Source organism: Mesorhizobium sp. M2A.F.Ca.ET.046.03.2.1 (assembly GCF_003952425.1).
GTDB lineage: Bacteria > Pseudomonadota > Alphaproteobacteria > Rhizobiales > Rhizobiaceae > Mesorhizobium.
The window spans coordinates 6,080,950-6,107,147 of record NZ_CP034449.1 but is presented as its reverse complement, the minus strand read 5'-3'; the positions used below and the strand labels follow the sequence as shown (position 1 = coordinate 6,107,147).

22 protein-coding genes are annotated in these 26,198 nt (G+C 63.7%); 13 read left to right on the top strand and 9 right to left on the bottom strand.

The window, feature by feature from the left end; genetic code table 11:
• Positions 1-80 precede the first annotated feature (80 nt).
• Together glmS and glmU are read right to left on the bottom strand one after the other, a co-directional pair.
• Complete coding sequence (glmS, locus tag EJ072_RS29025) at positions 81-1,904, bottom strand: glutamine--fructose-6-phosphate transaminase (isomerizing) (RefSeq protein ID WP_126082400.1); 1,824 nt, start codon at positions 1,902-1,904, stop codon at positions 81-83.
• Between the two features lie 181 nt (positions 1,905-2,085).
• Positions 2,086-3,453: a bifunctional UDP-N-acetylglucosamine diphosphorylase/glucosamine-1-phosphate N-acetyltransferase GlmU gene (glmU, locus tag EJ072_RS29020; protein WP_126082399.1), complete on the bottom strand. Its 1,368-nt coding sequence runs from the start codon at positions 3,451-3,453 to the stop codon at positions 2,086-2,088.
• Between the two features lie 361 nt (positions 3,454-3,814).
• Between glmU and EJ072_RS29015 the strand changes: the two genes are divergently transcribed.
• A complete protein-coding gene (locus EJ072_RS29015) occupies positions 3,815-5,626 on the top strand; it encodes an adenylate/guanylate cyclase domain-containing protein (RefSeq protein WP_245463311.1) in 1,812 nt (603 codons plus the stop codon).
• Between the two features lie 22 nt (positions 5,627-5,648).
• On the opposite strand, the gene EJ072_RS29010 is transcribed toward EJ072_RS29015, so the two are convergent.
• Entirely contained in the window at positions 5,649-6,395 is a 747-nt protein-coding gene (locus EJ072_RS29010; RefSeq protein ID WP_126082398.1) for a cytochrome c biogenesis CcdA family protein, read from the bottom strand.
• Positions 6,396-6,560: 165 nt separating this feature from the next.
• Between EJ072_RS29010 and EJ072_RS29005 the strand changes: the two genes are divergently transcribed.
• From EJ072_RS29005 to rpmG, 8 genes are all read left to right on the top strand, one after another.
• A complete protein-coding gene (locus EJ072_RS29005) occupies positions 6,561-6,935 on the top strand; it encodes a hypothetical protein (protein WP_126082397.1) in 375 nt (124 codons plus the stop codon).
• 277 nt (positions 6,936-7,212) lie between these two features.
• Positions 7,213-9,780, top strand: a complete 2,568-nt coding sequence (gene topA / locus EJ072_RS29000) for a type I DNA topoisomerase (protein WP_126082396.1) — start codon at positions 7,213-7,215, stop codon at positions 9,778-9,780.
• A gap of 6 nt (positions 9,781-9,786) precedes the next feature.
• Positions 9,787-12,093 carry a ribonuclease R gene (gene rnr / locus EJ072_RS28995; RefSeq protein ID WP_126082395.1) on the top strand — a complete coding sequence of 769 codons (2,307 nt, stop codon included), beginning with the start codon at positions 9,787-9,789 and terminating at the stop codon, positions 12,091-12,093.
• Positions 12,093-12,539 carry a DUF983 domain-containing protein gene (locus tag EJ072_RS28990; RefSeq protein WP_126082394.1) on the top strand — a complete coding sequence of 149 codons (447 nt, stop codon included), beginning with the start codon at positions 12,093-12,095 and terminating at the stop codon, positions 12,537-12,539. The genes rnr and EJ072_RS28990 overlap by 1 nt, the downstream gene beginning before the upstream one ends.
• A gap of 88 nt (positions 12,540-12,627) precedes the next feature.
• Positions 12,628-13,368 (top strand): NUDIX hydrolase, encoded by a 741-nt coding sequence (locus EJ072_RS28985; protein WP_126082393.1) that lies wholly within the window; start codon positions 12,628-12,630, stop codon positions 13,366-13,368.
• A 20-nt stretch (positions 13,369-13,388) separates the two neighbouring features.
• Positions 13,389-14,564: an MFS transporter gene (locus tag EJ072_RS28980; RefSeq protein WP_126082392.1), complete on the top strand. Its 1,176-nt coding sequence runs from the start codon at positions 13,389-13,391 to the stop codon at positions 14,562-14,564.
• 93 nt (positions 14,565-14,657) lie between these two features.
• A complete protein-coding gene (locus EJ072_RS28975) occupies positions 14,658-15,116 on the top strand; it encodes a hypothetical protein (RefSeq protein WP_126082391.1) in 459 nt (152 codons plus the stop codon).
• A 156-nt stretch (positions 15,117-15,272) separates the two neighbouring features.
• The gene (gene rpmG, locus EJ072_RS28970; protein ID WP_006201775.1) at positions 15,273-15,440 is read left to right on the top strand and encodes a 50S ribosomal protein L33; all 168 of its coding nucleotides are present in this window, start codon (positions 15,273-15,275) and stop codon (positions 15,438-15,440) included.
• Between the two features lie 598 nt (positions 15,441-16,038).
• Here rpmG and EJ072_RS28960 read toward each other — a convergent pair.
• Positions 16,039-17,412: a PleD family two-component system response regulator gene (locus EJ072_RS28960; protein WP_126082390.1), complete on the bottom strand. Its 1,374-nt coding sequence runs from the start codon at positions 17,410-17,412 to the stop codon at positions 16,039-16,041.
• A 31-nt stretch (positions 17,413-17,443) separates the two neighbouring features.
• Positions 17,444-17,815, bottom strand: coding sequence for a response regulator (locus EJ072_RS28955; protein WP_027166515.1), 372 nt, complete (start codon positions 17,813-17,815; stop codon positions 17,444-17,446).
• Between the two features lie 236 nt (positions 17,816-18,051).
• Here EJ072_RS28955 and EJ072_RS28950 point away from each other — a divergent pair, with 236 nt between their 5' ends.
• Positions 18,052-18,351 carry a DUF3572 domain-containing protein gene (locus EJ072_RS28950; RefSeq protein WP_126083783.1) on the top strand — a complete coding sequence of 100 codons (300 nt, stop codon included), beginning with the start codon at positions 18,052-18,054 and terminating at the stop codon, positions 18,349-18,351.
• Complete coding sequence (locus tag EJ072_RS28945; protein ID WP_126082389.1) at positions 18,348-19,001, top strand: hypothetical protein; 654 nt, start codon at positions 18,348-18,350, stop codon at positions 18,999-19,001. The genes EJ072_RS28950 and EJ072_RS28945 overlap by 4 nt, the downstream gene beginning before the upstream one ends.
• 484 nt (positions 19,002-19,485) lie before the next feature.
• On the opposite strand, the gene EJ072_RS28940 is transcribed toward EJ072_RS28945, so the two are convergent.
• Entirely contained in the window at positions 19,486-21,066 is a 1,581-nt protein-coding gene (locus EJ072_RS28940; RefSeq protein ID WP_126082388.1) for a hypothetical protein, read from the bottom strand.
• Between the two features lie 101 nt (positions 21,067-21,167).
• Entirely contained in the window at positions 21,168-21,743 is a 576-nt protein-coding gene (locus EJ072_RS28935) for a GNAT family N-acetyltransferase (protein ID WP_126082387.1), read from the bottom strand.
• Between the two features lie 65 nt (positions 21,744-21,808).
• Between EJ072_RS28935 and EJ072_RS28930 the strand changes: the two genes are divergently transcribed.
• Positions 21,809-23,137: a DNA polymerase IV gene (locus EJ072_RS28930; RefSeq protein WP_126082386.1), complete on the top strand. Its 1,329-nt coding sequence runs from the start codon at positions 21,809-21,811 to the stop codon at positions 23,135-23,137.
• 64 nt (positions 23,138-23,201) lie between these two features.
• Here the strand turns inward: EJ072_RS28930 and EJ072_RS28925 are convergent, their stop codons facing one another.
• Positions 23,202-23,705: a hypothetical protein gene (locus EJ072_RS28925; RefSeq protein WP_126082385.1), complete on the bottom strand. Its 504-nt coding sequence runs from the start codon at positions 23,703-23,705 to the stop codon at positions 23,202-23,204.
• A 215-nt stretch (positions 23,706-23,920) separates the two neighbouring features.
• On the opposite strand from EJ072_RS28925, the gene EJ072_RS28920 reads away from it, so the two are divergent.
• Positions 23,921-24,907 (top strand): DMT family transporter, encoded by a 987-nt coding sequence (locus tag EJ072_RS28920; RefSeq protein WP_126082384.1) that lies wholly within the window; start codon positions 23,921-23,923, stop codon positions 24,905-24,907.
• Here EJ072_RS28920 and EJ072_RS28915 read toward each other — a convergent pair.
• On the bottom strand, positions 24,858-26,183 hold the full coding sequence (locus EJ072_RS28915) for a hypothetical protein (protein ID WP_126082383.1): 1,326 nt from the start codon (positions 26,181-26,183) through the stop codon (positions 24,858-24,860). The two genes, EJ072_RS28920 and EJ072_RS28915, sit on opposite strands and share 50 nt — an antisense overlap.
• Between the last annotated feature and the right edge of the window lie 15 nt (positions 26,184-26,198).

Here is a 26,198-nt window from a genome sequence, read left to right as displayed (position 1 = left end):
GCAGAGATTAGTGAACCGCGAGCCGGTTTGGAACTGCGAAGTTTTTAGAATCTACGCCGGAGCGAACGCCGCATAACCCGCTATTCCACCGTCACCGATTTCGCCAGATTGCGCGGCTGGTCGACGTCGGTGCCCATGAACACGGCGGTGAAATAGGCGAGCATCTGGATCGGCAGCGCGTAGATGATCGGCGAAATGATCTCCGGCACCTCGGGCAGGATGATCGTCTCCATCGACTTGATGCCGGCCTGCGCCGCGCCCTTGGCGTCGGTGATCAGGATGATCTTGCCGCCGCGTGCCGCCACTTCCTGCATGTTCGACACGGTCTTTTCGAAGATGCGGTCATGCGGCGCGATGACGATCACCGGCATGTTCTCGTCGATCAGCGCGATCGGCCCGTGCTTCAGCTCGCCGCCAGCATAGCCTTCGGCGTGGATGTAGGAAATTTCCTTGAGCTTCAGCGCCCCTTCCATGGCCAGCGGAAAATTGGTGTCACGGCCGAGATAGAGCACGTCCTTGTAGCGCGACAGCTCGCGCGAGATGCGCTCGATCTGCTCGTCGAGCTTCAGCACCTGGGTGGCGAAACGCGGCGCTTCGGAAAGCTCGCGCACCAGCTGCTTTTCCTGATCGGGCGAGATCGTGCCGCGCGCCACGCCCGCGCGCACCGCAAGCGCAGCCAAGACGGACAGCTGACAGGTGAAAGCCTTGGTCGAGGCGACGCCGATCTCAGGGCCGGCTAGCGTCGGCAGCACGACGTCGGATTCGCGCGCCATGGTCGATTCGCGCACATTGACGACGGCGCCGATTTTCATGCCGGCCTGGCGGCAATAACGCAGCGAAGCGAGCGTATCGGCGGTCTCGCCCGACTGCGAGATGAAGAAGGCCGCGTCATTGGCCGAAAGCGGCATCTCGCGGTAGCGGAACTCCGAGGCGACATCGATATCGACGGGCAATCGCGCATAGCGCTCGAACCAGTATTTCGAGATCAGCCCGGCGAGATAGGCGGTGCCGCAGGCCGAAAGCGCCAGCCGGCCGATCCTGGCGAAGTCGAACGGCAGGTCGAGCGGCTTCGACTGGCCGGAAACGAAATCGACGTAGTGCGCCAGCGTGTGCGAGATCACCTCCGGCTGCTCATGGATCTCCTTTTCCATGAAATGCCGGCGATTGCCCTTGTCGACCATGAAGCTGGTCGAAAGCGACTGCTGCCGCTTGCGGTCGACCTTGTTGCCGTCGATGTCGTAGATGGTCACGCCTTCGCGGCGCACCACTGCCCAATCGCCGTCCTCGAGATAGGTGATCGAGTTGGTGAAGGGCGCCAGCGCGATCGCGTCGGAGCCCAAAAACATCTCGCCCTCGCCATGGCCGACGGCCAGAGGCGGACCGTTGCGGGCGCCGACGATCAGGTCCTCGTCGCCCTGGAACATGATCGCCAGCGCGAAGGCGCCGGACAGCCGCTTAAGCGCCGCATGCGCAGCCTCCACCGGCTTCAGCCCTTTGGCTAGCTCGCGCGCCACCAGATGCGCCACGACCTCGGTGTCGGTCTGCGAGGCGAAGCTGTAGCCGTCGCGGGTGAGCTCGTCGCGCAGCTCGGCGAAATTCTCGATGATGCCATTGTGGACGATGGCCACACCGTTGGAAAAATGCGGATGCGCGTTGGTCTCGTTGGGCACGCCATGCGTGGCCCAGCGCGTGTGGCCGATGCCGATCGTGCCGTCGAGCGGCTCGTCCTTCAGGCGGCGTTCGAGATTGATGAGCTTGCCTTCGGCGCGGCGGCGACCAAGTTCGCCCTTCTCGATGGTGGCGACACCGGCCGAGTCGTAGCCCCGATATTCAAGCCGCTTCAGCGCGTCGACGATGAGCGGCGCGACCTGCGAATGGCCGACGATTCCAACGATACCGCACATGGCGCTTACCCCCGATTCCCAGCGGAAAACCCGGCGTTATCTAGGGGTTGCCGGCCTGCCGCGAAAGTCACTTTGCGTTTCGTTCCATGTCAGCGGAACGGTCTTTTGCTCCATGCACCATGCCAGACGGCGCTTGCAATCCAGTTACCTGAACCGCTCGGGTTCAGGAAGCGCTGAAACGCTATTCCGCTGCCTTCTTCCTTGCCGCTGCGGCCGAGGCGAAGCGCTCGCGCAATTCCTTGCCCTTGCCGGGGATCGTCTTCTGGCGGGCACGGCCGAAAGCCAGCGCATCGTCGGGCACGCTTTCGGTGATCACGCTGCCCGAGGCGATATAGCCGCCCTTGCCGATCGTGACCGGCGCCACCAGCGAGGAATTGGAGCCGACGAAAGCGCCCTCGCCGATATCGGTGAAGAATTTCGAGTAGCCGTCGTAATTGCAGGTGATGGTGCCGGCGCCGATATTGGCCGCCGCCCCGACGCGCGCGTCGCCGATATAGGTCAGGTGGTTGACCTTCGCGCCTTCTTCCACTGTCGACTGCTTGACCTCGCAGAAATTGCCCACCTTGGCCTTTTTCCTGAGGTCGGCACCAGGCCGCAGCCGCGCAAACGGCCCAACCTCGCAATTCTCTGCGATGGTGGCGCCCGTCATATGGCTAAAAGCATGGATCGTGGCGCCGGTGGAAATCTTGACGCCCAGGCCAAACCACACATTCGGCTCGACAATCGTGTCGGCGCCGATCTCGGTGTCGTACGAGAAATAAACGGTTTCGGGCGCGATCAGCGTCACGCCGGACAGCATCGCCTCGCGCCGCCGGCGCGCCTGCCAGATCGCTTCCGCCTCGGCAAGTTCGGCGCGGTTGTTGATGCCGAGCGCGCTCTCGAAGCTCGCCTCCGTCGCCACGACGTCGAGCCCCTCGGCGCCGGCGATCTCGACGATGTCGGTGAGGTAGAATTCGCCCTTGGCATTCTTGTTGCCGACTTTGTCCAGCAGCCGCAGCGCATGGCTGCCCGCCACCGCCATCATGCCGGCGTTGCAGAAGCCGATCTTCTTTTCCTCCTCCGAGCAGTCCTTTTCCTCGCGGATGGCGACGAGCTTGCTGCCCTTCTCGACCAAACGGCCATAGCCGGCCGGGCTTGGCGGTCGAAAGCCGATGACCGCCACCGCGGCGCCCTCGGCGAGCTTCTGCCGCGCGGCGGCCAGCGCCTGCGAATCGATCAGAGGCGTATCGCCGAACATGACGAGGATGTCGTCGTAACCCTTTGATATCGCTTCGCGAGCAGCCAGAACAGCATGCGCGGTGCCGAGCCGCTTCTCCTGCACGAAAGTCTCCGCCTTGGGCGCGAATTTCTGTGCTGCCTTGCGCATCTCGTCGGCACCGTGCCCGATCACCAGCGCCAGGCCCGTCGCGCCGGCCGCCTCGGCCGCTTTCACGACATGCGCCACCATAGGCAGGCCGGCTATGGCATGCAGCACTTTTGGCATCGCGCTTTTCATGCGCGTGCCCTCGCCGGCGGCGAGGATGACGGACAGGCAGGATCTCTGGCTCATGGATGGCAACCGTATGAAAGGGCTTGAATCAATGCATGCTAGCAGCGGCGTAATGCTGCACCAATGCGGTTAAATTCCGGTGAGATGGCGGAGCGGAGGTCTCCAAGCGCGGATGTCCGGTGAGGTTCCAGATACAAAAGCACCGCCGCGGTGACGTCAGCCGGTTACATAGGTCAGGAAATATCCCCGGCCTGCTGGGAGTGCTGTGTCAGCATCGGCGGAGGCCGCGCGAGCGTGTCGTCGGTTCTCTGTTGGCGGGGGCGACTCGAACGCTCCACGCCTCGAAAGCGGGATAGCGAATTCTCGTGAAGGCAAGGTCAAACTGCGTTTCCGTTCCATATCGGCGGAGACTGGGAGAGAGATGGATACCATGCGCGCGGCGCGTCTGGAAGTTGGCAGGACATGGACGCGGGGCGGCCCGCGTGCAGGCGTATGGCCGAGCACGCAGCGCCACCTCGCAGCGATCCTGGCTTGCGACGTGGTCGGCTACTCGCGCCTGATGGAGCGCGACGAGCGTGGCACGCTCGAGCGGCTCAAGACCTACCGCAAGGATCTCCTCGAACCGCTGGTCTCCGAGCACCACGGTCGGGTCGTCAAGCTCACCGGCGACGGCATGCTTTGCGAGTTCGCGAGCGTCGTTAACGCGGTGACCTCGGCGATGGCGATCCAGCAGGCCTTGGCGGAACACGAGTCGGAGACGCCCGAGGAAGAGCGGATTCGCTTCCGCATCGGCGTCAATCTCGGGGACGTGGTCTGCGAGGAGGACGGTGACATCTACGGCGACGGGGTCAATATCGCCGCCCGCCTCGAAAGCGTCGCCGATCCAGGCACCGTGGTCGTCTCGGGTACCGCCTACGACCACCTTCAGGGCAAGCTCGACTGCGGCTTCACGCCGCTTGGCGACCTGCGCCTCAAGAACATCGAGCGGCCCGTGCGCGCTTACCGCGTCGAGGCCGACGCCAGCGCCGCACCGCCTCCCCTGCCCGAGAAACCCTCGATCGCGGTTCTGCCCTTCACCAACATGAGCGGCGACCCCGACCAGGAATACTTCGCCGACGGGCTGGTGGAAGACATCATCACGGGATTGAGCCGGGTGGACTCCTTCTTCGTGATCGCCCGAAACTCGTCCTTCACCTACAAGGGCCGGGCCGTGGACCTGCGCCAGGTCGGGCGCGAGCTGGGCGTCCGCTACGTGCTTGAAGGCAGCATCCGCCGAGCAGGTTCGCGGGTTCGCATCAGTGGGCAGTTGGTGGACGCGATCAGCGGGCACCATGTCTGGGCCGACCGCTTCGAGGGCGATATGTGCGACATCTTCGACCTGCAGGACAAGGTGACCGAGAGCGTCGTCGGCGCTGTCGAGCCGAGCATCCGGCTGGAGGAAATCAAGCAGGCGCGCATGAAGCCGACCGACTACATGAGCGCCTACGACCTCTACCTTCGCGCGCTGCCGTGCTTCTACAGCATGACCCGCGAAGGCTTTGCCGACGTGCGACGGCTCACCAACGAGGCGCTCAGCATCGATCCTGGCTTCAACTTGGCGAAGGCACTCGGCGCCCATATCCGCAGCATCTCCGTGAGCCAGTGCTGGCACGAGCCCGACGATACCAGAGTCGCCACGCGCATGGCGCGCGAGGTACTGCCGGAAGCGCGCGACGACCCCACGAGCCTGCGCTTCGCCGCGCAGGTCATTGCCTACAGCGCGAAGGACTACGAGATGGCGCTGGCCACTATCGAACGATCCCTGCGGCTCAATCCCAATTCGGCGCAGGGCCATACCAGCTGCGGCTGGGTCAACGCACATTCCGGCCGCCCGCTCGTCGCTATCGAGCATTTTCATAGGGCAATGCGGCTGAGCCCGGTCGATCCCGAGAAAGGCATCGCGCTCTCGGGCATCGGGATGAGCTACCTGATGCTCGAGCGCTACGAGGAAGCGCTGGCATGGGGTGAACGCGCGCTGCACGAGATGCCGAACTACGGCTCCTCGCACCGGGTGGTGATCATGGCGCTGGTCAAACTCAATCGGTTGGACGAGGCGCGGGCGGCGGCGCAGCGGCTGATGGAGGCGTTCCCGACCTACACGCTCACCCTGCAGAGACAGATCAACCCATGGCAGGACAAGGTGTTCGGCGAGCGTTACGTCGAGGCCTTGGGCGTCGCCGGCGTGCCGGAGTGATCGTCGCGCATAAAATGGCAGCCTACCCCAGTCGCCCCAGCACCGGGAAATTCTCCAGCAGCCAGTAGGACGCACTCTGCACGCCGCCCGTGAGGAAAAATACGCCGGCGACGACCAGCAGCGCGCCGATGCCCTTCTCGACGCGGCCGAGATGGACGCGGAATTTGCCGAGGAAGCGCATGAACGCACCGGAAAACAGCGCCGCGATCAGGAACGGGATGCCCAGCCCGAGCGAATAGGCGGCGAGCAGCAGCGCGCCCTCGCCGACCGTCTCGCGCCCGCCGGCCAAGGTCAGGATCGGCCCCAGCACCGGCCCGATGCAGGGCGTCCAGCCAAAGGCGAAGGCCAGACCCATGACATAGGCGGCGACCATGTTTGCGGGCTTGCCCTGCGACTGGAAGCGCGCCTCGCGCGACAGCAGCGGAATGCGCAATATGCCCAGAAAATTCAGTCCCATGATGATGATGAGTGCGCCAGCCGCCATCGCCAGCGGCTCCTGCCAGACCCGCAGCAGCCTGCCGATGGTCGAGGCGCCGGCGCCCAGCGCGACGAACACCGTGGAGAAGCCGAGCACGAAAGCAAGCGAGGCATAGAGCAGCGCGCCACGCGTGCCTTCCCGCGCCGTCATGGCATGATTGCCGCGGAAATCGTCGACCGACACGCCGGCCATGTAACAGAGATAGGGCGGCACCAGCGGCAGCACGCAAGGCGACAGGAACGAGATCGCTCCCGCCCCGACCGCGCTGACATAGCCGATGTCCAGTGCCATTCCATGAGTCCCGATTGTGCTGGCGTCGATATAGCGATGCGGGCGTGCGCCTGCCAATCACCATTGTGTGGCAAGTCGCCGCTTCGCCAAAGGAAGAAACGGGCTCCACAACGCGTTGACCGAATGAGCGCGCGACTGCCGCGCGCTTGTTCAGGGAGATTTATCATGAAAATGATCGCACTCGGGTTTGCCGCCCTTCTCGGCACCGCCGCGTCCCAGGCCGCCGAGGCCTGGAAGGAAGCCGAAGTGGGCGGCACCAAGATCTACACCGACGCCAAGGGCATGACCCTCTACACTTTCGACAAGGACGAGAAGGGCAAGTCCAACTGCTATGACAAATGCGCCGCCAACTGGCCGCCGCTGAAAGCCAAGGCGAGCACGAAGACCGAAGGCGAATGGTCTGTCGTCAAGCGCACCGACGGCACCCATATGTGGGCCTATGACGGCAAGCCGGTCTACACCTTCGTCAAGGACAAGAAGGCCGGCGACATGAACGGCGAAGGCGTCGCCGGAGCCTGGCACGTCGTGAAGGCAGATTGAGCTCGCCTCATTGAGCGATCCGGCTGCCGGGTTCCTTGATCCGGCAGCCAGTCATCTTTCCGCCGGTCGTCGCCGGTTCGGGGCGCGCACGCCTCCATCGCCAAAAAAGTGATCTTTGCCATACACTCTAAGAGTGTATCGTCGGCGGCCACTTTCCAAATTGGCCGCTTCCCCTTGACCGATTGCAAAAGCACGGCCATGTGAGCGACGAAAGAGTGGGATTTCGTCGTGCATCGCGGAGTTCTTCCGCCACCTCACAGCTGATTAAAGAGACCTCATGGACGTCGTCGTCGTCGAATCGCCGGCCAAGGCGAAGACAATCAACAAATATCTCGGCAAGAACTATAAGGTTCTGGCCTCGTTCGGCCATGTCCGCGATCTGCCGGCCAAGGACGGCTCGGTGCGCCCGGACGAGGACTTTGCCATGTCCTGGTCGGTCGACACGGCGTCCGGCAAGCGCCTCGCCGACATCGCCAAGGCGGTCAAGGATGCTGACGGCCTGATCCTCGCCACCGACCCGGATCGCGAGGGCGAGGCGATTTCATGGCATGTGCTGGAAGTCCTGAAGCAGAAGCGCGCGCTGAAGGACAAACCGGTCAGCCGCGTCGTCTTCAACGCCATCACCAAGGCCTCGGTGCTCGACGCGATGGCCAATCCGCGCCAGATCGATGCGCCGCTGGTCGACGCCTATCTGGCCCGCCGCGCGCTGGACTATCTGGTCGGCTTCACGCTGTCGCCGGTGCTGTGGCGCAAGCTGCCGGGCGCCCGTTCCGCCGGCCGCGTGCAGTCGGTGGCGCTTCGCCTGGTCTGCGACCGGGAATCCGAGATCGAGCGCTTCATCCGCGAGGAATACTGGCAGATCGCCGCCATCCTCAAAACGCCGCGCAACGACAGTTTCGAGGCGCGGCTCACCGCCTTTGCCGGCAAGAAGCTGCAAAAACTCGATATCGCCAACAAGGCGCAGGCCGACGACATCAAGGCGATGCTGGAAGGCGCGACCTTCAAGGCATTGTCGGTCGAAGCCAAGCCGACAAAGCGCAATCCCGGCCCGCCCTTCACCACCTCGACGCTGCAGCAGGCCGCCTCGTCCGGGCTCGGCTTCTCGGCGACGCGCACCATGCAAGTGGCGCAAAAGCTCTACGAAGGCATGGATATCGGCGGCGAGACCGCCGGCCTCATCACCTATATGCGAACCGACGGCGTGCAGATGGCGCCGGAGGCGATCGAGGCCGCCCGCAACGCCATCGTCAGCGAATTCGGTGCGAAATACCTGCCGGAGAAGCCGCGTTTCTACACCACCAAGGCCAAGAACGCCCAGGAAGCCCACGAGGCGATCCGCCCGACCGATTTCCGGCGCACGCCGGCTTCCGTTCGGCAATATCTCGACGCCGACCAGGCCCGCCTCTACGAGCTGATCTGGAAGCGCGCCATCGCCAGCCAGATGCAGCCGGCCGAGATCGAGCGCACCACGGCCGAGATCGAGGCCGTCAACGGCGCTCGCACCGCCGAGCTGCGCGCGATCGGTTCGGTCATCCGCTTCGATGGCTTCATCGCCGCCTATACCGACCAGAAGGACGAGGACGCGGAGGACGAGGAGAGCCGCCGCCTGCCCGAGATCCGCTCCGGCGAGCAACTTGCCCGCCAGGCGATCAACGCCACCCAGCACACCACCGAACCGCCGCCGCGCTATTCCGAGGCGTCGCTGATCAAGAAGCTGGAGGAGCTCGGCATCGGCCGGCCATCGACCTACACCGCGATCCTGAAGACGCTCGAGGATCGCGACTACGTCACCATCGACCGGCGCAAGCTGGTGCCGCAGGCCAAGGGCCGGCTGCTCTCGGCCTTCCTCGAAAGCTTCTTCGAGCGTTACGTCGAATATGATTTCACCGCTTCGCTCGAAGAGAAGCTCGACGAGATTTCCGACGGCAAGCTCGCCTGGAAGGACGTTCTGCGCGACTTCTGGAAGGATTTCTCCGGCGCCGTCGACGACATCAAGGAATTGCGTGTCACCGACGTGCTCGATGCGCTCAACGAAGAGCTCGCGCCGCTTGTCTTCCCGGAGCGCGAAGACGGCTCCAACCCGCGCATCTGCCCGAAATGCGGCACCGGAAATCTGTCGCTGAAGCTCGGCAAGTTCGGCGCTTTCGTCGGCTGCTCGAACTATCCGGAGTGCTCCTACACCCGCCAGCTCGGCGACGCCGCCAACCCCAATGGCGAGAACGGCAATGGCGAGGACGGCGTCAGGCTGCTCGGCAAGGATCCTTACACGGCCGAGGAAATCACGCTGAGGAGCGGCCGCTTCGGTCCCTATATCCAGCGCGGCGAAGGCAAGGACGCCAAGCGCTCGAGCCTGCCCAAGGGCTGGACGCCCGAGTCGATCGACCACGAGAAGGCGCTGGCCCTGCTGGCTCTGCCGCGCGACGTCGGAAAACATCCCGAAACCGGCAAGATGATCTCGGCCGGCCTCGGCCGCTACGGCCCGTTCGTGCTGCATGACGGCACCTACGCCAATCTGGAGAGCATCGAGGACGTGTTCTCGATCGGCCTGAACCGCGCCGTCTCGGTGATCGCCGAGAAGCAGCAGAAGGGCAAGGGCGGCCGCAACGGCGCCACGCCGGCGGCGCTGAAAGAGCTTGGCGACCATCCGGACGGCGGCGGCAAGATCACGGTACGCGACGGCCGCTACGGGCCCTATGTCAATTACGGCAAGGTCAATGCGACGCTGCCCAAGGGCAAGGACCCGCAATCGGTGACGATGGAAGAGGCGCTCGCCCTGATCGCCGAAAAGGAAGCCAAGGGCGGAGGTGGCAAAAAGCCCTTCCGCAGGGCGGCGAAGAAGGGGTAGCAGGACGTGGCGCGCAGGATCTCCGGAAGAAGCCACGGCGATCCGCGCCACGCCGACACGAGGGCCAAGGTCAAGGACGACTATCGGCCCTCGCGCGACGAGATCCTGCGCTACATCGCCGAAAATCCCGACCGCTCCGGCAAGCGCGAGATCGCCAAGGCCTTTGCGCTGCGCGGCGAGGATCGCGTCTGGCTGAAGGACATGTTGCGCGATCTCCAGGATGAAGGTCTGCTCAACAAGGAGCGCAAGCGCCTGACCCGCGCCGGCGCAGTGCCTCACGTCGCCGTGCTCGATATTTTCGGCCGAGACGAAGACGGCGTGCTCCTGGCCAATCCGAGCGAATATACCGGCGCCGGTTCTCCGCCCGTCATCGCCATCCGCATCTCGCGCGGCGCCGGCGGCCCGGCGCCCGGCATCGGCGACCGTGTGCTTGCCAAAACCTTCCCGACCGACGACCCGTCGGGCCCCGCCTATACCGGCCGGGTGATGAAGATCTTCGAGAAGCGCAGCGACGCGGTGCTCGGCGTCTTCCGCGTGCTGAAGGACGGCACGTTCCGCATCGAGCCCGTCGAACGCCGCCAGCCGGAGCTGATCGTCGACAAGGAATTCCAGAACGGCGCCCGGAACGGCGATCTCGTCGAGGTCGAGCCGGCGCGGGCATCACGTTACGGGCTGCCCAGGGCAAAAGTGCTGGCGGTGCTGGGATCCTTGAGCAGCGAAAAGGCGGTCTCGATGATCGCCATCCATGCCCACGACATCCCCCATGTCTTTCCGGCGGATGTGATTGCCGAGGCCGAAGCGGTGAAACCAGCGACGCTCGATCACCGCGAGGATTGGCGCGACCTGCCGTTGGTGACCATCGATCCGGCCGACGCCAAGGACCATGACGATGCTGTCTTCGCCACGCCCGACACGGACGAGAAGAATCCCGGCGGGGTCGTCGTCACCGTGGCGATCGCCGATGTCGCGGCCTATGTGCGCTATGGAAAGCCGCTCGACCGCGAAGCCTTGAAGCGCGGCAATTCGGTCTATTTCCCGGACCGGGTCGTGCCGATGCTGCCCGAACGCATCTCCAACGACCTCTGCTCGCTGCGCGAAGGCGAGGACCGGCCGGCCATCGCGGTGCGCATCACCTTCTCCTCGGAAGGCCGAAAGCTGCGCCATTCCTTCCACCGTGTGATGATGAAGTCGGCGGCCAAGCTCGCCTACCCGCAGGCGCAAGCCGCGATCGACGGCGTGCCCGACGACAAGACCCGGCCGCTCCTCGACAGCGTCCTGAAGCCGCTCTGGGATGCCTATGCCGTGCTGAAGCGCGGCCGCGACGCCCGCCAGCCGCTGGAGCTCGACCTGCCGGAACGCAAGATCCTGCTGAAGCCGGACGGCACCGTCGACCGGGTCGTCGTGCCGGAGCGTCTCGACGCGCATAAGCTCATCGAGGAGTTCATGATCCAGGCCAATGTCGCGGCCGCCGAGACCCTGGAGGGCAAGAAAGAGCCCCTCGTCTACCGCATCCATGACGCGCCGTCGCTCGCCAAGCAGGAATCGCTGCGTGAGTTCCTGCAAACGCTCAGCCTGTCTCTGGCGCGCGGCGCGCAGATGCGGCCCAGCCAGTTCAACGGCATTCTGGAGCGGGTGCGCGGTGCCGACAACGAGGCGCTGGTCAACGAAGTGGTGCTGCGCTCGCAGAGCCAGGCGGAGTACTCGCCGAAGAACATCGGCCATTTCGGCCTCAACCTCCGTCGCTACGCGCATTTCACCTCGCCGATCCGCCGCTATGCCGATCTGATCGTCCACCGGGGGCTTATCTCGGCGCTTGGACTTGGGCCTGGCGGGCTGACGCAGCAGGAGGCGGACCGGCTGGAAGAGGTCGCCGCGCTGATCTCGGCCACGGAACGCCGCGCCATGGCCGCCGAGCGCGATACGGTCGACCGGCTGATCGCCGCCTATCTCGCCGAGCGCGTCAACGACACGTTCGACGCGCGCATCTCCGGCGTCACCAAGGCGGGGCTGTTTGTCCAATTGCCGCAGTATGGCGCCGACGGCTTTATTCCGGTGTCAACTCTGGGCGGCGACTACTATATCTATGACGAAACCGCCCGATCGCTGTTCGGCGAACGCACCGGCAAAGGCTATCAGCTTGCCGACCGCGTCGAAGTTCGGCTGGTCGAAGTCGCGCCGATGGCCGGTGCGATGCGTTTCGAGATGCTGACCGACCCGAAGCCCCTGCCCGGCTCGAGGCGGTCGTTCCACAAGGCCAAGGGCCGCGCCCGCGCGTCGCAACCGCGCGTCGGTCCGCGCGGCAGGAGAAGATGATGCCAGGCGATTCGCATGTGGAAGAACAGGTTTTTGGTGGCGAGCATCACTCTGGCCGTGTCGCCCGTCCGCTGTGGACGGCGATCAAGCGCGGCCTTCTCGGCCGTTGCCCGCGTTGCGGCGAAGGCAAGCTGTTTTACGCCTTCACCAAGACCGTCGACACGTGCAGCGTCTGTGGCGAGGAGATCCATCACCATCGCGCGGACGACCTGCCTGCCTATCTGGTCATTGTCATTGTCGGCCACATCGTGGTTGGCTCGTTCATGGCAGTGGAGGCGACCACCACGCTGTCAAACTTACAGCACGCGCTGATCTGGGTGCCGCTGACCATCATTCTCGCGCTCGCACTTTTGCAACCGGTCAAGGGCGCCGTCATCGGCCTGCAATGGGCGCTTTATATGCACGGCTTCGGCGGCGAGAAGGATGAATTCGAGAGCCATTCGTAAGCCAGGTCGCACCGCTGTCCGCCCTGGTTCAAAAGCCGCGACGCGCAAGCCACTTTCACAGCAAGGAAGTTTCCGCTAGGTCGGGCGCATGGAAGGAATGACCAAGGCGGATGTCGACAAGCTCGATAAGGGCCTGGCCGTGCGCAGCGGCCGGGCGTTGCGTCCGCGTGATGCCGCGACGCTTATTCTGCTCGATCGCCAGGGCAAGGATGTCCTGGTGCTGATGGGCAGGCGCCACGCCAGGCATGCCTTCATGCCCGGAAAATACGTCTTTCCCGGCGGCCGCACCGATCCCGCGGACAGCCGCATTGCCGTCGGCGCGCCTCTGCGCGGCGAAGAAGAGAAAAAGCTGGTCGCCGGCCCCGGCCGCGCCAGCGCGGCGCGGGCGCAAGCAATCGCCCTGTCGGCGATTCGCGAGACCTATGAGGAAGCCGGCCTGCTGATCGGCCGCAAGGGCGCCTTCTCGACCGCGAAGCGCGACTGGCAGGGTTTCGCCGAACATGGCGTCATCCCGTCGCTGGACGTGCTCCGCTTCGTCGCCCGCGCCATCACCCCGCCCAATCGCGTGCGCCGTTTCGACACGCGCTTCTTCAGCGCCTGGCGCCACGACGTTGCCGTGGAATTGCCCGGCGGCGGCCCGACCAACGAGCTGGAGGAACTCGTCTGGCTGCCGCTTGCCGATGCCCGCAAGGCCGACATCCCGGACATCACCGGCATGATCCTGGAAGAACTGGAAGGTCGGCTTGCAGAGGATCCCTTGCTGCGGCCGGGCGGCGCCGTGCCGTTCTTCCGGCTCGTCCGCAACCGCTTCGTCCGCGAAGTCCTTTAGAAGCAGAGCATTTTGGTCCCATGACGGTCGATACCCAACAACAGGGCGACGAACGCGTACACTGGCTGCCGATGGTCGCGGCTATCTCCTCGATCAGCGTCGTCGGCATCGCCATCGGCCTCGGCATGCCGCTGCTCAGCGTCATTCTGGAAAGCCGCGGCCACTCCGCATCGATGATCGGCCTCAACACGGCCGTCGCCGGCCTCGCCTCGATCGCCGGCGCGCCTCTGGCCACGCCGCTTGCCATGCGGCTCGGCGTCGCCTGGACCATGCTGTTGATGATCGCCATCGGCGCGCTCGCGTTCGTCGGCTTTCACTTCGCGCCGGATTTCTGGATGTGGTTCCCGCTCCGCGTCGCCTTGCATATCTCGCTGACGGTGCTGTTCATCCTGTCGGAATTCTGGATCAGCACCTCCGCGCCGCCGAACCGCCGCGGCCTTGTGCTTGGCATCTACGCCACCGTTTTGTCGCTCGGCTTTGCCGCCGGACCCTGGCTGTTCGCCCATCTCGGCAGTTCGGGCTTCCTGCCATTCGGCGTCACCATAGCGCTGGTCACGCTTGCCGCGATTCCAGTGTTGGCGGCCCGCAACGAGAGCCCGACCATCGTCGCCGAGAGCGAGACCAGCCATTTCCTGCGCTACGTCTGGCTGGTGCCGACGGCGACCTTCGCTGTGCTTGTCTTCGGCGCGGTCGAGACCGGCGGTTTCTCGCTCTTCCCCGTCTATGGCAGCCGGATCGGCTATTCCGAGGCCGACGCTGCACTTCTGCTGACGATGATCGGGCTCGGCAACGTGCTTCTGCAGATCCCGATCGGCATGATCAGCGACCGTGTCTCGGACCGGCGCCATCTGCTTCTGGGCTGCGCCACCGTCGGCCTGATCGGCACCGTCTTCATGCCCTTCTTCGCGCAGAACTGGCATCTTATGGCCGCCCTTCTGTTTGTCTGGGGCGGTGTCGTCGCGGCCATGTACACGATCGGCCTTGCCCATCTCGGCTCGCAGCTTTCCGGCCATGAGCTGGCATCCGCCAACGCGGCCTTCGTGCTGTGCTATGGCGTCGGCATGGTGATCGGTCCGCAGGCGATCGGCATCGGCATGGACGCCTTCGGCCCCTCGGGCTTCGGCTGGTCGCTGGCGATCTTCTTCGCCGCCTACATGCTTCTGGTCCTGGTCAGGCTGGTGCGCAAGATTCTCTAGCGGCGGACGCCGCCGGCACCCGGCATCCTGACATCACCGTGTCAGCAGCACCCCTGCTATACCCTGCCTCCAACGCCAGGCAGGAGAATTGCGATGATCGACAGCGGCTTTGAAACCAAATCCCTCAGGATGGAACTGCTTCTGCTCGTCACATTCCAGGCGCCGGCCGCCGATGTCGAGCGCATCATGGAGGCGGTGGTGGCGATCACCCCACTGCCCATGGGCAAATATGACAGCAACGCCTATCAGTCGGCGCAGGGCATCGAGCGCTATCGGCCGCTCGACGGCGCCGCCGCCGGCGCCGAGAACGAACTGCGCCGGCGGCCGGGCACCGTCGAAGTGTCATTCGAGATCGCTGACGACCAGGCGCTCGCCGCCCGTGTCGTCGAGGCGATATTCCAGGCCCATTCCTACCAGGAGCCCGTCATCCGCATCCAGCCGCTGTTGGCCAGCCGCTCCAAGGGCCTGGACGACCGCGCCAATCCGAATCGCTGGTGGAACACGACGGGCGACTGGAAAAAGAAGGGACAGTTGGTCGAGCATAGCGCTTGAAGCGGTGAAATCGCCCATGCCGAAATTAGGCGAAGAAGGCGCCCGGGCTTGACTTTCCGGGCGCGTTCTTTATGTGTCGCGCCAAGTTTCCCGCGTCCGGGTGTTTTCCCCGTGCTCCAGCGGCCAAAACTCCACGAACATTAACGGACGAACATCATGGCCAAAGCCGCAAACATCAAGATCAAGCTTCTGTCGACCGCCGACACCGGGTTCTTCTACGTGACCAGCAAGAACAGCCGTACCAAGACGGACAAGCTCTCGTTCCGCAAGTACGATCCGGTCGCCAAGAAGCACGTCGAGTTCAAGGAAACCAAGATCAAGTAATCCGGTTTCCCGCCGTGTAAGCCAAAAGCGCCGCCCTTGGGGCGGCGTTTTTGTTTTCAGGAGGGATCGGCGGCAAGGTAGCCGCGCCGCTGTTCAGCGCTGGTTCCCGGTCGGTTCAAAGCATGTCTCCCGAAAGTGGACCGGTTTCGGGATAAAGACATGCGTAATCAAAAACCTGAAGCGCACGGAGCGAATCTGAGAGATCGCGACGCGCTTTAGTCTTTTGAAAAAAGGGGGCCGGTCGGCGTTTGGCAGCGGTACGAGGAGGCCACTATGTGCCAGCGCCGGCCGGCCGACCCCACGGACCCAGGAGATGCGGCGGACCTGAGCATCATGGGGTATTTTTCGGATCGAGCCGGCTAGTCTACCCTCGTGCCGGCCTTGCCTTCTGTCTATGCGCCGCAGATTTGCGCAAGACCTTATAAAAATCAACCATTTCTTAACCACCGCTCGCGAATCGCTTGGGTTAAGGTAAATTCCTAACCTTGTGGGGACGGCCGGGAATCGGCGCCTTTTGCAGGCATGCCGCTGAAGCGCGAACATGCGCGAAATCTAAATCTAAAGCATAAACAGCGGGTCGGGAAGATGGCGAGGCGCTTCAAGCCGCCTTGGCGACCACCCGGTTGCGGCCGCCGCTTTTGGCTTCATAGAGCGCAAGATCGGCGCGCTTCATCAGCGCCGCGACGCTGTCGGTTCCCTTCAGAAGCGAGGATACGCCGACGCTGACCGTCACCTCGATCGTCTTGCCGTCGCTCCCGATGGCAAAAGGCGCCTGGGCGATCTCGGCGCGGATACGCTCGGCCACTTTCTCTGCGACCGCGCCGTCGGTGTCGGGCATGACCACGACGAACTCCTCCCCGCCGAAGCGGCAGGCGAGATCGATGCCGCGCACATTCTTGCGCAGCCGTCTGGCGAATTCCCGCAGCACATCGTCGCCGCCGTCATGGCCATAGGTGTCGTTGATCGACTTGAAGCGGTCGAGATCGGTGATCATCACCGACAGCGGCCGCCGCCGCGCTGCGGCGCGATCGAACAGCGTCTGCAGGTGGCTGTCGAGGTAGCGCCGGTTGTGCAGCCCGGTCAGCCCGTCGATCACCGCCATCTCGATCGTCTGGGCGACGCTGGCGCGCAACTGATCGTTGTAGCGCTTGCGCCGCACCTGTGTGCGCAGCCGCGCCATCAGCTCGTGCTGGTCGATCGGCCGGATCAGGTAGTCGTTGATGCCGAGCTCCAGTCCGCGCAGGATGCGGCCCTCCTCGCCCTCGTCAGCGAGCAGCATGATCGGCAGGAAGCGGGTGCGGTCGAGCGAACGCAGTTGCGAGCAAAGCCTCAGCGCATCGAAGCCGGAGAATGCGGTCGAGATCAGCACGCATTCATACGGCATCTCCGCCGCCTGGAAGAACCCTGCATTTGGATCGGTCGCGACATCGAGCTCGGCGCTGTGGCGCAGCATCTTCTGGATGCGTTCGACCGAGGATCTGCGCTCGTCGATGAGAAGCACCTTCGGCTTGACGTCTTCGGTCGCGAAATCACGGCTCAGAAGTTCCTCGATCCCGATATTGCGCGTGGTCGAGGCGCGCAGCCTGAGCTCGTCGGTCAGCGACTTCAGCCTGACGAGGCTCTTCACGCGCGTCATCAGCTGCAGGTCGTTGACCGGCTTGGTCAGGAAATCGTCCGCGCCGGCCTCGAGGCCGCGCACCCGGTCCGAGACCTGGTCGAGCGCGGTGATCATGACCACCGGTATATGCGAGGTCGCCGGATCGCCCTTCAGGCGCTTGCAGACCTCGAACCCGTCCATGCCTGGCATCATCACGTCGAGCAGCACGACGTCGACCTTGCCGTTCTCGCAGTTCTCGATCGCATCCGGGCCGTTATTGGCCGTCAGCACCTCGAAATACTCGGCAAGCAGCCGAACCTCCAGCAGCCGCACATTGGCGGGGATATCGTCGACGACGAGGATCCGCGCGGTCATCAGAAAACTCCGGTTCTGCTGGTCTCGGGCATCAGGCATCGCCCAGATAGGATTTGATCGTCTCGATGAAGCGCGGCACCGAGATCGGCTTGGAGATATAGGCCTCGCAGCCGCCCTGGCGGATGCGCTCCTCATCGCCTTTCATCGCGAAGGCGGTGACGGCGATGACAGGGATCGAATGCAATTCGTCGTCTTCCTTCAGCCATTTGGTCACTTCCAGGCCGGAGACCTCGGGCAGCTGGATGTCCATCAAAATGAGGTCCGGCCGGTGCTGGCGCGCCAGATCCAACGCCTCCAACCCGTTGCGCGTGCGGACCGTCTCGTAACCGCTGGCTTCGATGAGGTCCCGAAAGAGCTTCATGTTGAGCTCGTTGTCCTCGACGATCATGACCTTCTTAGCCATCAATTTCCCGTCCCGACCGCCCTCGAAGTCGAAGACCGTCGTAATGCGTCTCCTCGGACCGCACCCAACCCTTTCCACCCTAGCCCAATATAATTGACGAAACGGAAACCGGAGGTTGGAAAGCTGCACCAATTCCACCTTCGGGCGTTTTGTGGGAGAGAGCGGAGGCTTGCCGCGAGCGACGCTTGCCGTTACTGCGTTAGCAGACTCAAAAATCCACCATTCCAAAAGTAATGATGGCGAACGCAGCGTCAATGCGCGAGGAAGCGGAAACCATTGCCGTCAAGGCGCTGGGCTTCGTCGCCGCCGATCCGGAACTTCTGCCCCGCTTCCTGGCGATCACCGGCATCGAGGCCAACTCGATCCGCAAGGCCGCTGCGGAGCCTGGCTTCCTTGCCGGCGTCCTGCAATTCATCCTCGCTCATGAGCCGACGCTGCTGCGCTTCGCCGAGGAGACCGGCACGCCGCCGGCCGCCATCGGCAAGGCATTGCGTGCCCTCCCGCTCGGCAACGACGATCACGAGCGCTCGACATGAGCGACGATCCCGAGACGGCGAGGCAGATCGAAGAGCTTGCCGACGACGACCGGCCGCTGCTGGTGCTCGATGTCGACGATGTCGTGCTGGAATTCGTCCGGCCCTTTCCGCATTTCCTCAAAACGCGCGGCTTCGGGCTGACGCTCTCGTCCTTCCGATTGACAGGCAACATCGCCGAAACGGCGACCGGCCGGCTGATCGAACAGCCGGAAGTGACGGCGCTGCTGGGCGATTTCTTCGACACCCAGGCGGATTGGCAAAGCATCACCGAGGGCGCGGCGGACGCCCTGGCGATGCTTGGCCAAGGCGCCGAGATCGTCCTGCTGACCGCCATGCCACACAAGCATCGCGCGGTGCGCCGCGCCCATCTCGATGCGCTGGGGCTCGACTACCCGCTGCTGACGACGGAGATGGCCAAGGGGCCGGCCATCGCCAAGCTGCGCGGCCTCAAAGGCCGGCCGGTCGCCTTTGTCGACGACCAGCCCTCCAACCTGGTCTCGGCGCGCAATTCCGTGGCCGACGCCCACCTCTTCCATCTGATGGCCGACAACTCGCTGCGCGCCTTCCTGCCGCCGACGCCGGAGGACATCGTCTCGGTCGAGGACTGGCGCGAGGCCGCGCCCAAGATCGCGCGCGCTCTTGGGCTTTAGCGTAACCCTGGGAGAACCGTGAGCGGTTGGCTCGGCGACCGCTGTAGGCAGGGCGCTTCGCCGTTTCCGTGAAACGGTGAAACGCCCTAGTTCCCCTGCACAGGGATTTTGACCGATCGGCTCTGTTTCTGTCGGCAGGTGGCATGCTTGGACATTGGCCGAAACGCCCATCGCGATCGTCATTCCAGGGCGGAGCAGGAGCGAAGCTCCGTCGCGAAGACCCTGGAATCCATGCCGTTACCTTCGCCAAGGCGTGCAACGGAGCAGAATTCTGCACCGCGGCTGCGCTTCCAAGTCACGGCATGGATTCTATGGTCTGCGCGCGTCGCTCCGCTCCTTGCTCCGCCATAGAATGACGACGTTGGAGTCGGCTTCAACCAATCCCAGGCGTTTGCGCTGAGTTCACGGAAATGAACGGAAAATCTTGCGCCGGAACAAACGGCAACCCTTCAAGATCCCTGTGTCTGGGAACTAGCTTAAACGCTCAGGGCTGCAGCTTTGCGCCCGCCCCGCCATTGTCGCCGCCGTCCGAATCGTCGCCTCCGGTGGAATCGTCCGTTCCGTTCGCGCCGTCATCGCCGCTCGAATTGTCGTCCTGTCCCGCGCTGTCGTCCTGGACCTCGTCCGGGCCCTTCAGCATAGCGCCATTGACCGCGACGGACCCATCGGCCTTGGTGTTGATCACCCACTCCAGGCGACCGTCCGGCAACGTCTTGCCGAAGCCCTTGACGGCCAGGGCAAAGGGAAAGGCCTGCGCCATCTGCTCATCGCTCTTGGCGCCTTCCTTCAGGGCATCGACGAGCTTGTCATAGCCGGCGACGTCGATGGTCACGCTCGCATCCGGTTTCTCGCCTGGAAATGTCATCTCGCCTTCCAGCGCGACCTCGATGTCGCCGTTTTTCACCGTGCTGTGCCCGATGACGACCTTGGGATTCTTGGCCTTGAAATCGGCGACCAGAGCCTTGCCGAATTCATCCGGAAGCGGTGGTTCCTTATTGAGATCAAAGGCTTCGATCGCCTTCTTCGCCATCGTATCGAGATCGATATTGGCGCCGCCGAAATTCAGGTCGACGTCGGTTGGCAGCAAGGGGGTGGTCCATTCGGGCAGGGTCTGATGCGGGATCGTCAGCCCCGATGCCTTGATCGTGTAATCGACCTTGCCGTTCTGGGAGACGCCGTCCATGCCGAATGCGGTGCTGAATTGCTTCGCCCCGAACTTGCCGACAGGGCTCTCCACCTCGAAATCCTTGAAGCCGTAATTGCCTTCGATCCTTTGCCAGATCGGCAGCGCGGCCAGCATCAGCGATTTGAGCTCTGCCTGGTTCGCCTTGAGTTTGGCTTCGTCCTCATTCGCCACGGCAAAGGCGAGCAGGTCGAGCAGCGGCTTGGTCCGGACGCCCTTGCCGTTTGCGTCAACGGAAAGTTCCGGCGTTTTCAAGGTAAGCGGAAAATTCATCCCGTTGTCGGCATCGTTGATCTTGATGGTCTCGACGAAGTCCGAGACCTTTTGAGTCGCCGTGAAGTCGACGCCGCCACTGGCGGATTTGGTCGCGACAACGGTGGCGGTGCCGGCGCCGGTCGAGGCATCGGCCTGCTGCTTGGCGTCCCGGGACGTCATTGTCATCCCGGCCAAGGAGCTGGTTGCATTGGTGAAGGCCGCAAGGGCCGGATCGTAGACGCTGGTCAGCTTGCCGTCCTTGATCGTGAATTCCATGCTCTGGCGGCCCTCCGGCCCTTCGAACTCGAATGAGGCGCCCTGCGAGAAATTCGACGAGACGTCCCACGACCCGTCGCTGCGCGGCTTCACCATCAGCGCGTACGGGGCCATGTCGAACTTCAGGAGCTTCTGCTCCGGCACCGCATTGACGAGCGCTTTGATGTCGAGCGCGATCTTGTAGGCGTCGCCCTCCACCGAAACCTTGAGCACGCCCTTGTCGAACGCCTGCTTGCCGAAATAGCGCGCCAGATCGTCGGAAAGCTGCTTGGCGCCTTGATTGTCCACGGTCTGGGCAAAGGCTGGCGCGCTGATTGCGAGGGCAAAGGCAAGTGGCAAAATACGCTTCACGTCGGTTCTCCGTGCTGTCGGAAGACGAAACAATGGTGCTTTTGGTAGGCAAGAAGCGTTACAGCCGCAAGACGTTGACTGTAGGCCAAAAGCGCATCCGGCTAAAGCACCAGCCGCATCAGCGGCCGGCCGGGCTTGCGCTCAACGAGCCTTTCGAAGCCGGCCTTCTCGAACACCCGCGACGAACCGACGAAAAGCCCGATCGAGCGCGAATCGCGCGACAGGTCGATCGGGCAGGCTTCCAGCAGCCTCGCGCCATTCTCCCGGGCGAAGGCGATGCCGCCCTCGACGAGCCGGTGCGAGACGCCGCGGCCCCTCGCTTTGACGCGGATGAAGAAGCAGGAGATCGCCCAGACATCCGGGTCGCCGGCGTCGGCCGGATCGACCGGCGCCGAGCCCCGGCCCTGATTGTTCCATTCGGGCACGTCGGCGCGCGGGCCGACCTGCATCCAGCCGACGGCCTTGCTGTCCTCGAACGCCAGGAGCCCCGGCGGGGGACCTGCCTCGATGCGCGCCTTGATGAGATCCTTATTGCGCTCCTTGTCGCTGGCGCGGCGCTCCGCCGGCGCCAGCCGGAAATGGGTGCACCAGCAGCCATAGCAGGCGCCCTGCTTGCCGAAGAGGTCCTCGAAATCGGCCCAGCGCTCGGGGGTCAGCGGTGCTATGGTCGTGCTCATGCGTTCTCCCCAGGCCAAGCTTGTTGCCGGCCTTGCGCTGTCGTACCATTGCGTTTGTTCTCTTTATGTTCGCAGCGATGGCGGCTCCTGTCAACAATCCCGAACACGGTTTTTGCCGTGACTGCCTGGCGCTCCAGCGCTCGGAGACGCGCCGCTGCGATCGCTGCGGCAGTCCGCGCCTTGTCCGGCACACGGAGCTCTACCGGCTCAAGATCGCGCATATCGATTGCGACGCCTTCTACGCGGCGATCGAAAAGCGCGACAATCCGGCGCTGAAGGACAAGCCGGTCATCATCGGCGGCGGCCGTCGCGGCGTCGTCTCCACCGCCTGCTATATCGCCCGGATTCAGGGCGTTCGCTCGGCCATGCCGATGTTCAAGGCGCTGGAACTCTGCCCGGAAGCGGCGGTGATTCCGCCCAACATGGAAAAATATGTCGGTGTCGGCCGCCAGGTGCGGGCGCTGATGCTGGCGCTGACGCCGCAGGTCGAGCCGCTGTCGATCGACGAGGCCTTTCTCGACCTCGCCGGCACCGAGCGGCTGCATGGCATGCCGCCGGCGCTGGTGCTGGCGCGCTTCGCGCAGACGGTGGAAAAGGAACTCGGCATCACCGTCTCGGCGGGCCTTTCCTACTGCAAGTTCCTGGCCAAGATCGCCTCGGATTTCCGCAAGCCGCGCGGCTTTTCCGTGATCGGCGAAGCGGAGGCGCCGAGCTTTCTCGCCGCACAGCCAGTGACGCTGATCTGGGGCGTGGGCAAGGCTTTGGCCGCGACGCTGGAGCGCGACGGCATCCGCATGATCGCGCAATTGCAGCGCATGGAGCGCGGCGACCTGATGCGCCGTTATGGCGTCATGGGCGACCGGCTCTACCGGCTCTCGCGCGGCGAGGACGACCGCCCGGTCGACCCCGGCGGCGACGCCAAGAGCGTGTCGGCCGAAACCACTTTCGATAATGATATCGGCGCCCTGTCGGAACTGGTGCCGGTGCTGCGCGGCCTGTCGGAAAAGGTCTCGGCCCGGCTGAAGAAATCCGGCATTGCGGGGCGCACCGTGGTGCTGAAGCTGAAGACGCAGGATTTCAAGCTTCGCACCCGCAACCGCCAGCTCGGCGATCCGACGCGCCTTGCCGACCGCATCTTCCAGACCGGCCTCGACCTGTTGCGCCGCGAAGCCGACGGCACGAAGTTCCGCCTGCTCGGCATCGGCGTCAGCGATCTCTCCAATGACGACAAGGCCGACCCGCCCGACCTGGTCGACATCCAGTCGCGCAAGCGCGCGCTGGCCGAAGGCGCGATGGACACGTTGCGCGACAAGTTCGGCAGGAAAGCCGTCGAGACCGGCTATACATTCGGCAAGGGCCGCGCCGCCAATCCGCCCGAGCCGCTGGAGGATTGAGGTTTCGAGCAATTCCAGGAAAAGTGTGAGCGGTTTTCCGTCCGGAATTGCGTCAAAGCAAAGGTCAGTTGCGCTTCAGATCGATCCGGCTGGTCACCACCATCTTGCCGGTGGCCGGATCCATGTCGGTCACCGTCATGCGCATATTGTCCGGCCCGATCTTTTCAACCGTCAGCTCCGCGTCGCGGTCGCCATTGACGACTTTCGCCCAATGGATGTCGAGGTCGATCGCATCGCCCTTGCGGCTTCCGTTGAGCCCGGCGGGTCCGCTGCGCGAGCCGATATAGGTGCCGGTGTAGCTCGCCCCGCTGACCTTCAGGTCGGCGCGGATCTCGCGCGACATGATCAGCAGTGCGCGGCAGGTGCCATCAAGCGACAGCGAGTCCGCCGTCGCGTCCGAGGTGAAGGTGCAGTTGATGTTCATCACCGGCGTGTTCGTCCTGATCCTGAGCGTTCCCTTGCCGGAAAACTCACCCTGCAGCGTACGCAGGAAGGCCGCCTCATCGGCATGCGCGCCGGTCGCGCACAAAAGACAGGCGGCGGCCAGCAAGGCGGCGGTCGATTTCATCAAGATGTTCCCCTCTCGCGATCACTAGTACCATTCCAGGAAGAGTTTGAAACGGTTTGGCCGGCTCCTGCCGACGGAAGGCATGGGCTTAACGGATGCCCAGGCGTCAGGTTCCGCCGCGGCGATGACTGTTTTTTGACACGAATCCCTGGCCCAGTGGAATGACGCCGCTAACGGTTGCAGCCCAGGTCTGGGCTTGCGAGATAGAGGCCCAAATGGCACCCGCTCCCTCGATCCCCAAAGCCGCATTCTGGATGGCGCTGTCAATCGCCTCCTTCCTGGCGATGACCGTCGCCGGCCGCGCCACGACCAGCGATCTCAACGTCTTCCAGGTGCTGGAGCTGCGCTCGGTGATCGGTTTCTTCATCCTGCTGCCGCTGGTGATGACAAGCGGCGGTTTCCCGGCGATGCTCACGCAACGCCCGTTCACGCATATCGCCCGCAATGTCATCCACTATACCGGCCAGGCGGCGTGGCTCTATGCGCTGACGCTGATACCGCTCGCCGTGCTGATTTCCATTGAATTCACCACACCGATCTGGACGGCGGTTTTCGCGGTCGGTTTTCTTGGCGAACGGCTCTCCAAGCCCAGGCTGACGGCTATCGTGCTCGGCCTGATCGGGGTGATCATCATCGTGCGTCCAGGCGTCAGCTCGGTCAACCCGGGGCAGCTCATCGTGCTGGGCGCCGCGGTCTGCTTCGGCTGTTCGGTGGTCATGGTGAAATCGCTGACGAGGACAGACAGCGTCGTGCGCATTATCTTCTGGATGCTGATCATCCAGTCGGTGCTCGGCCTGCTGCCCGCGCTCTACGAGTGGCGCAACCCGCCGCTCGCGCTTTGGCCATGGATCGTGGTGATCGCTTTCACAGGCATGTCGTCACACTTCTGCATGGCGCGCGCACTGGCCTATGCGGACGCCACCCTCATCTCGCCGATGGATTTCCTGCGCGTACCGCTGTCGGCGTTTGTCGGCTGGCTGCTCTATCACGAACAGATCGACATCTTCACCGCCGGCGGCGCGGCGCTGATTCTGGCCGGCAACCTGCTCAATTTGCAGCGTAAGACGCCGAAGGAGGCCGAAGTCGCCCCCCCTAATTGGCCAACGTCCGTCATACCGGCGTCGTCAGGCCGCCGATTGGATGACGCTCGGCTCAGTCATAGACGCCTTCAAACAGAAGATCGTTGTCGCTACCGGGTTTGAAACGTCCGGCATAGAAACCGGTAGGCAACAGCAAAGCCTCGCCTGCTGGGTCGTGCAAGGTCACGGTCTTTGGTCCGGGCGAAAGTTGAAGTGGCGGTGCAAGCACCTTGCCGTCGACGTCGACCTGCCCCGACAGCTGAGTGCCATCTTTGTTGTAAAGCGCATAGCTTCCAGCGATCGGAACGTCGAAAATCTTGCGCTCGCCGGGCTGAAGGCGGACGCCCGCTATCCTGAGATTCGGCGCGATCCTGACATAACCGTTCAAGATTAGAGGCGCGACCACCGGATAGATATAGTCCATCCTGTAAGACCAGAGGATCAGCTTCGGCGGGGACTTGCTCAAGACACTATACGCTTCGGAGCGGCCGCTTTCCCGCAAGGTCTTGAGCACATAATGCTTGTCGAGCCACAAGGTTGTCGGCTCCATCCGGTTGGGCAGCATTCCTATGCCGTCGAAATACCGTTCGTCCGATGCAAGCAATGACTCCGCGCGCGCCACCAGCTCGAGTTGGGCGGCATTGTCGATGCGAAGGTAGAGCAGGTTGACGACGAAGCTCATGGCAATGGCGGCGGCCAACGCCGCCCATGCGATGCGCAGGTAAAGCACACGGGTCGCGAGGCCGTCGAGCATTGTCAGCGACCAAAGCGACATGAACGGCAACGCCATGATGAAGACATAAGGCCACGGCTGGTCGTGCGCGAAGACCAGCACCGTGATGACGACGGAGAAGATCAGCGCAATGCGCCTTCGTTCGTCCAACTTCATGATCTGCGTTAGGGACAGAGCCATGCCGGCGAAGCAGAGGACGTAAAGAACATAATTGCGCGCAAGCGTCTGCAATACATAGCGCCTCAGCCCTCCATAGTCACCACCCCCGCGCCCCGCGATCTCGATCGGGCCGAATATGAGGTTCCTAGCAATCGGAATGGGGTCGGCGCCGCCAAAGATGAAGCAGTAGGCAATTATCGGAATAGTCCAACCTGAAACGAGCCATGCGCCGCGCACGACACCTGCCGTGTAGCGTCTCATCAAAGCCGCGTCGGCGACCAGACCGAGCCCGAGTGCCAGGTTGAAATAAATTGATTTCTGCGTCGCGAGGAATGCCAGGCCGCTGAGGACGCCAGCGGCGACGAGCTGCCATCCCTTCAATTCACGCGCCCGCAGGACGACCAGCAGCGCCGCCACGGCGAAGAACACCGCCAGCGGTTCGGCGATGGTGCGAAAAATGCGCTCCATGAAATTCGAGAAGCACAGGAGGATGAGGACGATGATCAAAGCCCGGTTCCGGTC

What these genes read in the sequence shown, in the direction of transcription:
- EJ072_RS28920 (WP_126082384.1), top strand. Translation starts at nt 23,921, where the DNA reads ATGGCACCCGCTCCCTCGATCCCCAAAGCCGCATTCTGGATGGCGCTG.
- EJ072_RS28980 (WP_126082392.1), top strand. Translation starts at nt 13,389, where the DNA reads ATGACGGTCGATACCCAACAACAGGGCGACGAACGCGTACACTGGCTG.
- topA (WP_126082396.1), top strand. Translation starts at nt 7,213, where the DNA reads ATGGACGTCGTCGTCGTCGAATCGCCGGCCAAGGCGAAGACAATCAAC.
- EJ072_RS29010 (WP_126082398.1), bottom strand. Translation starts at nt 6,395, where the DNA reads ATGGCACTGGACATCGGCTATGTCAGCGCGGTCGGGGCGGGAGCGATC.
- EJ072_RS28960 (WP_126082390.1), bottom strand. Translation starts at nt 17,412, where the DNA reads ATGACCGCGCGGATCCTCGTCGTCGACGATATCCCCGCCAATGTGCGG.
- EJ072_RS28955 (WP_027166515.1), bottom strand. Translation starts at nt 17,815, where the DNA reads ATGGCTAAGAAGGTCATGATCGTCGAGGACAACGAGCTCAACATGAAG.
- glmU (WP_126082399.1), bottom strand. Translation starts at nt 3,453, where the DNA reads ATGAGCCAGAGATCCTGCCTGTCCGTCATCCTCGCCGCCGGCGAGGGC.
- EJ072_RS28945 (WP_126082389.1), top strand. Translation starts at nt 18,348, where the DNA reads ATGAGCGACGATCCCGAGACGGCGAGGCAGATCGAAGAGCTTGCCGAC.
- glmS (WP_126082400.1), bottom strand. Translation starts at nt 1,904, where the DNA reads ATGTGCGGTATCGTTGGAATCGTCGGCCATTCGCAGGTCGCGCCGCTC.
- EJ072_RS29005 (WP_126082397.1), top strand. Translation starts at nt 6,561, where the DNA reads ATGAAAATGATCGCACTCGGGTTTGCCGCCCTTCTCGGCACCGCCGCG.
- EJ072_RS28990 (WP_126082394.1), top strand. Translation starts at nt 12,093, where the DNA reads ATGCCAGGCGATTCGCATGTGGAAGAACAGGTTTTTGGTGGCGAGCAT.
- EJ072_RS28935 (WP_126082387.1), bottom strand. Translation starts at nt 21,743, where the DNA reads ATGAGCACGACCATAGCACCGCTGACCCCCGAGCGCTGGGCCGATTTC.
- rpmG (WP_006201775.1), top strand. Translation starts at nt 15,273, where the DNA reads ATGGCCAAAGCCGCAAACATCAAGATCAAGCTTCTGTCGACCGCCGAC.
- EJ072_RS28950 (WP_126083783.1), top strand. Translation starts at nt 18,052, where the DNA reads ATGGCGAACGCAGCGTCAATGCGCGAGGAAGCGGAAACCATTGCCGTC.
- EJ072_RS28925 (WP_126082385.1), bottom strand. Translation starts at nt 23,705, where the DNA reads ATGAAATCGACCGCCGCCTTGCTGGCCGCCGCCTGTCTTTTGTGCGCG.
- EJ072_RS28975 (WP_126082391.1), top strand. Translation starts at nt 14,658, where the DNA reads ATGATCGACAGCGGCTTTGAAACCAAATCCCTCAGGATGGAACTGCTT.
- EJ072_RS29015 (WP_245463311.1), top strand. Translation starts at nt 3,815, where the DNA reads ATGGATACCATGCGCGCGGCGCGTCTGGAAGTTGGCAGGACATGGACG.
- EJ072_RS28930 (WP_126082386.1), top strand. Translation starts at nt 21,809, where the DNA reads ATGTTCGCAGCGATGGCGGCTCCTGTCAACAATCCCGAACACGGTTTT.
- EJ072_RS28985 (WP_126082393.1), top strand. Translation starts at nt 12,628, where the DNA reads ATGGAAGGAATGACCAAGGCGGATGTCGACAAGCTCGATAAGGGCCTG.